The 8,480-nt window shown below is 65.8% G+C and carries 6 protein-coding genes and 1 pseudogene; 4 read left to right on the top strand and 3 right to left on the bottom strand.

Annotated features, from left to right (window positions below; all coding sequences use genetic code 11):
- On the top strand, positions 1-668 hold a 668-nt coding region (locus tag WB785_RS18960; protein WP_424080835.1), incomplete at its 5' end, for an HAD family hydrolase.
- A gap of 7 nt (positions 669-675) precedes the next feature.
- On the opposite strand, the gene WB785_RS18955 is transcribed toward WB785_RS18960, so the two are convergent.
- The 3 genes from WB785_RS18955 to WB785_RS18945 form a co-directional block, all read right to left on the bottom strand.
- The gene (locus WB785_RS18955; protein ID WP_424080836.1) at positions 676-2,292 is read right to left on the bottom strand and encodes an N-acetylmuramoyl-L-alanine amidase; all 1,617 of its coding nucleotides are present in this window, start codon (positions 2,290-2,292) and stop codon (positions 676-678) included.
- A gap of 198 nt (positions 2,293-2,490) precedes the next feature.
- The gene (locus tag WB785_RS18950; RefSeq protein WP_424080834.1) at positions 2,491-3,522 is read right to left on the bottom strand and encodes a hypothetical protein; all 1,032 of its coding nucleotides are present in this window, start codon (positions 3,520-3,522) and stop codon (positions 2,491-2,493) included.
- Positions 3,523-3,859: 337 nt separating this feature from the next.
- Positions 3,860-5,044, bottom strand: a complete 1,185-nt coding sequence (locus WB785_RS18945; RefSeq protein WP_424080833.1) for an RNA-guided endonuclease InsQ/TnpB family protein — start codon at positions 5,042-5,044, stop codon at positions 3,860-3,862.
- 113 nt (positions 5,045-5,157) lie between these two features.
- On the opposite strand from WB785_RS18945, the gene glf reads away from it, so the two are divergent.
- The 3 genes and pseudogenes from glf to WB785_RS18930 form a co-directional block, all read left to right on the top strand.
- Positions 5,158-6,363 carry a UDP-galactopyranose mutase gene (gene glf, locus WB785_RS18940; RefSeq protein ID WP_424080832.1) on the top strand — a complete coding sequence of 402 codons (1,206 nt, stop codon included), beginning with the start codon at positions 5,158-5,160 and terminating at the stop codon, positions 6,361-6,363.
- Entirely contained in the window at positions 6,360-8,339 is a 1,980-nt protein-coding gene (locus tag WB785_RS18935) for a glycosyltransferase (protein WP_424080831.1), read from the top strand. The genes glf and WB785_RS18935 overlap by 4 nt, the downstream gene beginning before the upstream one ends.
- Positions 8,320-8,480: pseudogene (locus tag WB785_RS18930) on the top strand (phosphatase PAP2 family protein); the annotation flags it as partial. The gene WB785_RS18935 and the pseudogene WB785_RS18930, both read left to right, overlap by 20 nt.

Raw genomic sequence — 8,480 nt, 5'->3', positions numbered from 1 at the left:
GGGTGCAGCGGGTGATCGACGAGCTCGGGTTCGCGCCGATGGCGGTGTGCGCCAACGGCGCCGTGATCTACGACCCCGCCACCGACCGTGTGCTATCCGCCCGGACGTTATCCGCCGACACCCTGGGCGAACTCGCCGAGATCGCGACGCGCGCCATCCCTGGCGCCGGGTTGGCGGTCGAGCGGATCGGCCGCAGCGCGCACGACGCGGCGACGCCGCAGTTTGTCAGCTCGCCGGGCTACGAGCACGCCTGGCTCAATCCGGACAACACCGAAGTGTCCATCGAAGACCTGCTGAGCGCCCCTGCGGTGAAACTCCTGGTGCGCAAGGCCGGTGCCCGCAGCGGCGATATGGCCGCCGAGCTCGCCAAGCACGTCGGCATCGAGGGCGACATCACCTTTTCCACCAACAACGGCCTGATCGAAATCGTGCCGTTGGGCATCAACAAGGCCACCGGTATCGCGGAACTCGCACGCCCACTTGGCATTACCGATGATGACTGGGTTGCGTTCGGCGACATGCCCAACGATGTGCCGATGCTGCTGCGGGCTGGCCACGGGGTGGCGATGGGCAATGCGCATCCCGACGCGATAGCGGCCGCCAATGAGGTGACCACCCCCAACACCGACGACGGGGTGGCGCGGGTGCTGGAACGCTGGTGGCTGTGAAGCTCGCTCAGTCCGCCGGATGGACTGGCGAGAACCGCTCGAGCTGCGTCGGTGGTCCGGTCGGCGGAGACGGCGGCAATTCCTCGACGACGCCGTCGATCACCCGGCTGACGTGACCACTGAGCCGGTCAATGTCCAGCGTGCCGTGCTGGAAATTCTGCTTAACCCATTGCGGCTCCTGCAACTCGCCGCTGGTCGGCAGTCCCAGAGCACCGCGCTCATAGCCGAGTGAGGCCCACGCGTCATAGATGGCTCCGGTCACGGGTTGCGCACCGGTGTCGGGCGACCAGTACATCGCGCCCTTGTCGAAAGTGGCATAGCGCGCCGAACCTGCACCGGTCGCTTCCGGTGATGTCGGCGCGCCCAGCACGCTGTTCAGCCCACCCATCGACTGCCAGCGGTCATATATCGCGCCGCCGCGCAGCGCCATCGCCAGGTCTTCGGGGCTGGGCGGGCTATTGAAATGAGCTGCGGTGTCGCGGATTTCGCCGAGCAGCTCATAGCCGACGTTGCCAGGGCAGTCGGTGGCGCCGACGTCGCGGTGGCTGAAAATAGTCGGCAGCGTCGCCGTGGCAGCGACGGGAACGTTGGTGTCGGGTCCACCGGCCGAGGCCAACGTGACTGTCCCTTTGGGGTCGACGTGATCCAGGCCGAGGCGCCAGCCGAGCAGTCGCCCGACCGTGTGCAGCTGGATCGGGGTCGGCGCGATGTCGTCGAAATTGCCGATCATCGCCACACCCCACGTCTCGCTGTTGAAGCCGCCGGTGTGGTCGCCCTGCACCGGCCCGGTGAGTGCACCCGCTCTGCCCTCGAACACCTGGCCGTACTTGTCGACCAGCGCGTTGTAGGCAATGTCGCACCAGCCCAGGATCTGGGTGTGGTAGGCGTAAATCGATTGGACGATTGCAGCCGAGTCCTGCGGCTGGTAGTCGTTGCTCTCGGCGGTGTGGTGAACGACCGCGGCGCGGATGGGCTCGTCGAACGGCCGGTTTCCGCAGCGCACCAAGTCGTCGGCGCCCCATTGCGCGCGACCGATGATGCTGGGCGGCTGACCCGCCGCGATGACGGCGGTGGGCGGCGTCCACTGGGTGTCGGCCGGCGCCTGCGGCGGGGAAATAAGGACAGCCGAGATGTTTTGTGCGAGCGGCTGTCCGGCGCTGGCCGGCAGGTAGCCCAGGTCGGTCGTGGCCGGCGTCGAGCCCCTCGGCAGCACGGTCGGCGCCGCGCCGGGCGGTCGGCTGATCGCGATCTGAACCGTCGTCGTCTTGCCTACAAAGACCGGATCGGTTCCGGATCGACCGGGTGTCGACCCTTGGCCGCCCGGGCCCGGCAGCGCCTCGGTCTCCTGCGTTTCATGCCAGGGCCCCCATGAGCCGTCGGCATGGCGTGCGCGTATCCGCGCCGATGTGCGGCTGAGGTCGCCGCCGGCCAGCGCAACCATGGCAAACGGTGTGCTTTGGCTGACTTCGCGGACCGTTACGCCGCCGCCGACACCGATCAACGGTTGTTGGGTGAGGTGAGTATCGCCCGGGCGGGCCGCCTGATGGCGCTGGTCCCGATGCCCGGGGGACTCGACCGCCCACGGCACGATGACGGCTGTCGCCGCGATGGCGGTGAGCAGCATCGTCGGTGCGGGACGGCGGAGCGGCACCACCCGATGTTACGTATGTGTCTGATGTTACAGATGATTCGACACGCTACATAACTGAACTATGTCCAGCACCCGCGGCAACGGCACCGCAGAGGTTGGGCGGCGCTGGTCACGCTCGGTCCCACTTCTGCGGTGCCGTTTCGGGTGGTCGTCCCGACGCCGGGTCTCCGATCAGGGTGTCGGCACCGGTGGCGCCGGTACGGGGAGACCCGGCACAGCGACGGCCGGTGCAGCCGCGGCCGGTGCAGCCGCAGCCGCAGCCGCGGCCGGGTTGGCACCTTGCATTGCCTGAGTAATCCCCGGCATCATCACGCCCTTGAGCAGGTCGATGACCTGACCGGCGCCCAGCTGGTTGGCAGCGCTCATCAGGTCGCTGACCAGCCCGCCGCTGCCGCCGCTGCTTGCGCCGGCCGACGGCGCAGCGCCGAGCGAGGGATCGCCGAGGATCGGGTACGTGCCGCCGGCACCGGGGTCTAATCCGATCGGCTCGCTGATCGGGTATTCGCCCGGATTCGGCAGAGCACCAGACGACGGGTCGAAGCCGGCCGGGTTGGTCAGCCCAGGCGTCAAGCCGCCGGGGCTGGTCAGAGCCGGGCTAGTCAACGACGGGTCAGTCAGGCCGGGGGTCGTTCCCGGTGTGACGCCGGGGGTCGTGCCTGGCGTCAGGCCCGCAGTAGCGCCCGGAGTCAGGCCTGCAGTCGCGCCCGGAGTGGTCGCCCCGGGCGTGGTCAAACCCGGAGTGGTCGCGCCGGGAGTGGTCAGACCCGGAGTGGTCGCACCCGGAGTCGTCAGACCGGGAGTGGTTAGGCCCGGCGTGGTCAGGCCGGGCGTGGTTAGGCCCGGCGTCGTCAGGCCGGGCGTGGTCAGGCCCGGCGACGTGAGACCCGGCGACGTGAGGGCGGGCGAGGTCAGGCCAGGTGACGTGAGCACCGGCGAGGTCAGGCCGGGGCTGGTGGCACCGGTCAGGCTAGGCACGGGCGGAAGGTTCACCCCGAACTGGGACAGCCCTTGGGACAGCGCGGACATCAATTCGCCGGGCAAGTCGGTCATCCCCGCGGCACGGACGAACTCGCGGTGCTGCGGTGCCGGCTTGGTGTCGGCTGACAAGTTGCAAACGGCAAGGTAAGCAATAGGACTCGCGACCGCCAGAGCGGCGACTGCGCTCATGGCTGTCGAGAGCCTGCGTCGACGTCGGTTCGGCACGGAAGTCTCCTCAATCTGGACCATGTGGTCTGGCGTTTCATGCCTGCTTAAGGGCGGGCAAGGTGCCTGAGAGGCGGTACTCGGGTCACGTGATCGATGGTACTGACGTGAATGGTGTGACTAGTGTGACGAGATCGAATCGTGAGCCAATCGCGACCTTCGTCACTGAAAATGCGCTCAATCGTGCGGCGCGGCGCTGGTATTCGGACTTTGGGCACATTCGACGTTGATGCAACCGCCTCGCCAAGCGGTCGCCAGGCATGCCTTCGGATACCCTAGGCAACCGTTGACGTCCTCCCCAGGTTGGAGTCTGGGGATTTCAAACGACCCAACCTACTTAGGCAGCAGGAGAGCCGACTTGAGGTTCACAGTTCACAGACCGCCCAACGGCGAGGTCTCCCTGTGCTGGCACCGCCCGTCCGGCGGCAATGTTCCGTGCTGCGTTCACGTCGGCATTGCACGGCCCGGCCTTGCAGGCTACACACGAAAAGACTGCTTGGCTCTTGCGGTTTTCGGGTGCGACGTGCCCACAAGCAGAGCATCGTTGCGACGTGTACGCCGCCGGGACCCGTTCGAGTCGTCCCGCGACCTTGTGGTCGAGCCGGGCAACCAGTCGACCCCACCCTTGCCGACGGATTTCACGATTGAGGCCCCGCTTCTGCGCCACCCGAACACCCGGTTGGTCAAGCGTGCCGCGCACCGAGCGGGTCATCGCTCGCACGTCAAGGTGCTCCACCCGAATGGTGTCGAATCGGCGCGCCAGATCGGTGGTGGTCTTTTCCACCCAGTCACGTCGCCGATCAGTTTCGCGCGCCTTAAGTTTGGCGATAGCCAACTTGGTGCGCGCTCGGCGCTTGGATCCGCGCCGCGCTCGCGCGAGGCGTCGCTGCAGGCGGCGCAGCCGGGTCTGTTCTCCCGGGGTCAGGTCAGGGGCGTGCAGCAGTTCGCCGGTCGACAGTGCCACCGAGACCGCCACCCCGCGATCGACACCGACCACGCTGCCATCGTCCGGTCCCGGGATGGGGTCGGGGATGTGCGGGAAGGCGACATGCCAGCGCCCCGCCCGATCCCGCGTAATGCGATAGGACTTCACGCCGGCGGGCATGGCGCGGGTGCAGCGGAAGCGGACCCAGCCCACCTTCGGCACCCACATCCGCCCATACCGTCGATTCAGTTTCTCGATGTGGCCGGGTTTGACCCCGACTTGTCGGAAACCTTCATGCACGCCGGCCTTGCGCCACGACGGACGCCCGTGGGTGCCGGCGAAGAAGTTGCGCATGGCTTGGGCAAAATCGCGCAAGGCCTGCTGTTGCACCGTTTGGGATCCGGCCGCCAACCAGTTGTAATGGGCGCGGACCTCGGTCAACTGGGCACACTGCTCGTTATACCCTGGGACGTGACGTCCGGGTTGCCACAACTGCTGCTGCTCCACAGCCAGGTTCCACACAAACCGGGCTTGGCGGCAATGCTCTACCAATACCACCTGCTGATCAGGCGTCGGCAACAATCGGAACCGAGACATACCCGGACGCTAGCCACAACCACCGACACCAGTGAGGATCGCACGCCCGCCCACCTCCGGATCGGCGCTGCGTCTCGCCGCTACCGCCGGGATTTTCTGCCGAAGGAAGGACGATGACCACTCGTTTCGACCTCTTCGTCGTCGGCTCCGGATTCTTCGGCCTGACGGTTGCCGAGCGCGTGGCAAGCCAACTCGACAAGCGCGTGCTCGTCGTCGAAAAGCGCCCGCATATCGGCGGAAACGCCTACTCGGAGGCCGAGCCGCAGACCGGCATCGAGGTGCACAAGTACGGCGCGCACCTCTTCCACACCTCCAACAAGCGGGTGTGGGATTACGTGCGGCAGTTCACCGAGTTCACCGGCTACCAGCATCGGGTCTTCGCGCTGCACGACGGGCAGGCCTACCAATTCCCGATGGGGCTGGGGCTGGTTTCCCAGTTCTTCGGCCGCTACTTCAGCCCCGGCGAGGCGCGGCAGCTGATCGCCGAGCAGGCCGCCGAAATCAAGTCGGAGGATGCCCAGAACCTCGAAGAGAAGGCGATCTCGCTGATCGGCCGTCCGTTGTACGAGGCGTTCGTCAAGGGCTACACCGCCAAGCAGTGGCAGACCGATCCCAAGGAGCTGCCCGCGGCCAACATCACCCGGCTGCCGGTGCGATACACCTTCGACAACCGCTACTTCAACGACACCTACGAGGGTCTGCCGGTCAACGGCTACACGGCCTGGCTGCAGAACATGGCGGCCGACGAGCGCATCGAGGTCAGGCTGGACACCGACTGGTTCGACGTCCGCGACGAGCTACGCGCCGCCAATCCGGACGCTCCGGTGGTCTACACCGGCCCGCTGGACCGCTACTTCAACTATGCGGACGGCCATCTGGGTTGGCGCACACTGGATTTCGAGGTCGAAGTACTGCCGACCGGAGATTTCCAGGGCACGCCGGTGATGAACTACAACGACCTCGACGTGCCCTACACCCGCATTCACGAGTTCCGCCACTTCCACCCTGAACGCGACTACCCGACCGACAAGACCGTGATCATGCGGGAGTACTCCCGATTCGCCGGGCATGACGACGAGCCCTATTACCCGATCAACACCGAGGCCGACCGCACCGTGCTGGCGGCCTACCGGACCAGGGCCAAAGATGAAGCCGCTTCGTCGAAGGTGCTTTTCGGCGGGCGGCTCGGCACCTACCAATATCTCGACATGCACATGGCCATCGCCAGCGCGCTGAACATGTACGACAACACCCTGGCGCCACACCTGCGCGACGGCGCCTCGCTGGACGAAAACAACAAAGGAAGCATTCGCGGATGAGCAAAACCACCGCCGACGATGCAAGCCAAGCCGCGACCCGGCAATCCGGTAAGGCCGTGAGCCTGCTGGCCCGCGTCATCATGCCGCGTCCAGGCGAGCCGCTCGACGTGCGCAAGCTTTACCTGGAGGAGTCGAAGACCAATTCCCGCCGCGCGCACGCCAGCGATCGCACATCGCTGCAGATCGGCCCCGAATCCGAGGTGTCGTTCGCCACCTACTTCAACGCTTTTCCGGCCAGTTATTGGCGGAGGTGGACGACGTGCACATCGGTGGTGCTGCACGCCGAATTGACCGGCACGGGCCGCGTCGACGTCTATCGCACCAAGGCCACCGGCGCCCGGATCTTTGTCGAGGGACGCAAATTCGACGGCACGGACAGCAAGCCGGCGATCATCGAATTCCAGGTTGGGCTGCAGCCTTTCGAAGACGGTGGGTGGATCTGGTTCGACATCACCACCGACACCGACGTGACGCTGCGCAGTGCCGGCTGGTACTCCGACCAGCCCGCGCCAGGTGTCGCGAACGTCGCGATCGGCATCCCGACCTTCAACCGGCCGAATGACTGCGTCAACGCACTGCGCGAGCTCACCGCGGATCCCTTGGTGGACAAGGTGATCGGTGCAGTGATTGTGCCAGACCAGGGCACCTCGAAGGTGCGTGATCACCCCGATTTCGCCACTGTCGCTGCACCACTGGGCGATCGGCTTTCCATTCACGACCAGCCCAACCTCGGCGGCTCCGGCGGATACAGCCGGGTGATGTATGAGGCACTGAAAAACACTGACTGTCAGCAGATCCTGTTCATGGATGACGATATTCAGCTGCAGTCGGACACCATTCTGCGCATCCTGGCGATGCATCGCTTCGCTAAGGCGCCAATGCTGGTCGGCGGCCAAATGCTCAACCTGCAGGAGCCCTCGCACCTGCACATCATGGGCGAGATGGTCGACCGGGAGAACTTCATGTGGACCGCGGCGCCGTTCACCGAATACGACCACGACTTCGCCGAATTCCCGTTGAGCGACAACAACCCTCGCAGCCAATTGCTGCACCGGCGCATCGACGTCGACTACAACGGCTGGTGGACGTGCATGATCCCGCGGCAGGTCGCCGAGGAGCTGGGCCAGCCGTTGCCGCTGTTCATCAAATGGGACGACGCCGATTACGGGCTGCGCGCCGCCGAGCACGGCTACCCCACCGCCACGTTGCCCGGCGCGGCGATCTGGCACATGGCGTGGAGCGACAAGGACGACGCGATCGACTGGCAAGCCTATTTCCACCTGCGTAACCGGCTGGTAGTCGCGGCCATGCACTGGAACGGTGACGTGTCCGGGCTAGTGCGGAGCCACCTCAAGGCGACACTGAAACACCTTTCCTGCCTTGAATATTCGACAGTGGCCATTCAGAACAAAGCGATCGACGATTTCCTCGCTGGTCCAGAGCACATCTTCTCGATACTGGAATCCGCGCTGCCCGAGGTGCACCGGATGCGCAAGGCCTACCCCGATGCTGTGGTGTTGCCGTCGTCCGACGAATTGCCGGCGCCGTCGCAGCGCAACCAGGAGATGAAGCCGCCGGTGCATCCACTGGTCGTCGGGTACCGGCTGCTGCGTGGCACGCTGCACCAGCTCAAGCAGGCAGACCCGACGCATCATCGGCGCCCGCAGTTGAACGTGCCGACGCAAGACGCCCGGTGGTTTCGGCTGTCCACGCTCGACGGTGCGACGGTCACGACGGCTGACGGTCGCGGCGCGGTCTACCGGCAGCGTGACCGAGCAAAGATGTTTGCGTTGCTGTGGCAGTCGATGCGGCGTCAGCGGCAACTGCTGAGTCGTTTCGACAAGATGCGCCGTGTCTACCGCGCGGCGCTGCCGGTGCTGTCCAGCAAGGAGAAGTGGGAGACGGTGCTACTTCCGGGCACGGAGGCGGAAAACACGGAAAACACTGTGTCTGGCAATGGCCGACATCGCGCCTGACTCGGCACCGCCGCGCGGTGAAGTGGCTGCGCTGGTAGCGATTCAATCGGCGTTGGGCAGCCGTCCCGGTGCGTTGGTGGCCGCGCGGGCGCTGTCGCATTTCGGTGAGCACAGCATCGGCTGGTTGGCGGTGTCGGTAAT

Origin of the sequence: Mycobacterium sp. (genome assembly GCF_049585075.1) — a bacterium.
Taxonomy (GTDB): Bacteria; Actinomycetota; Actinomycetes; order Mycobacteriales; family Mycobacteriaceae; genus Mycobacterium.
This window is presented reverse-complemented; position numbering and strand designations above follow the sequence as displayed.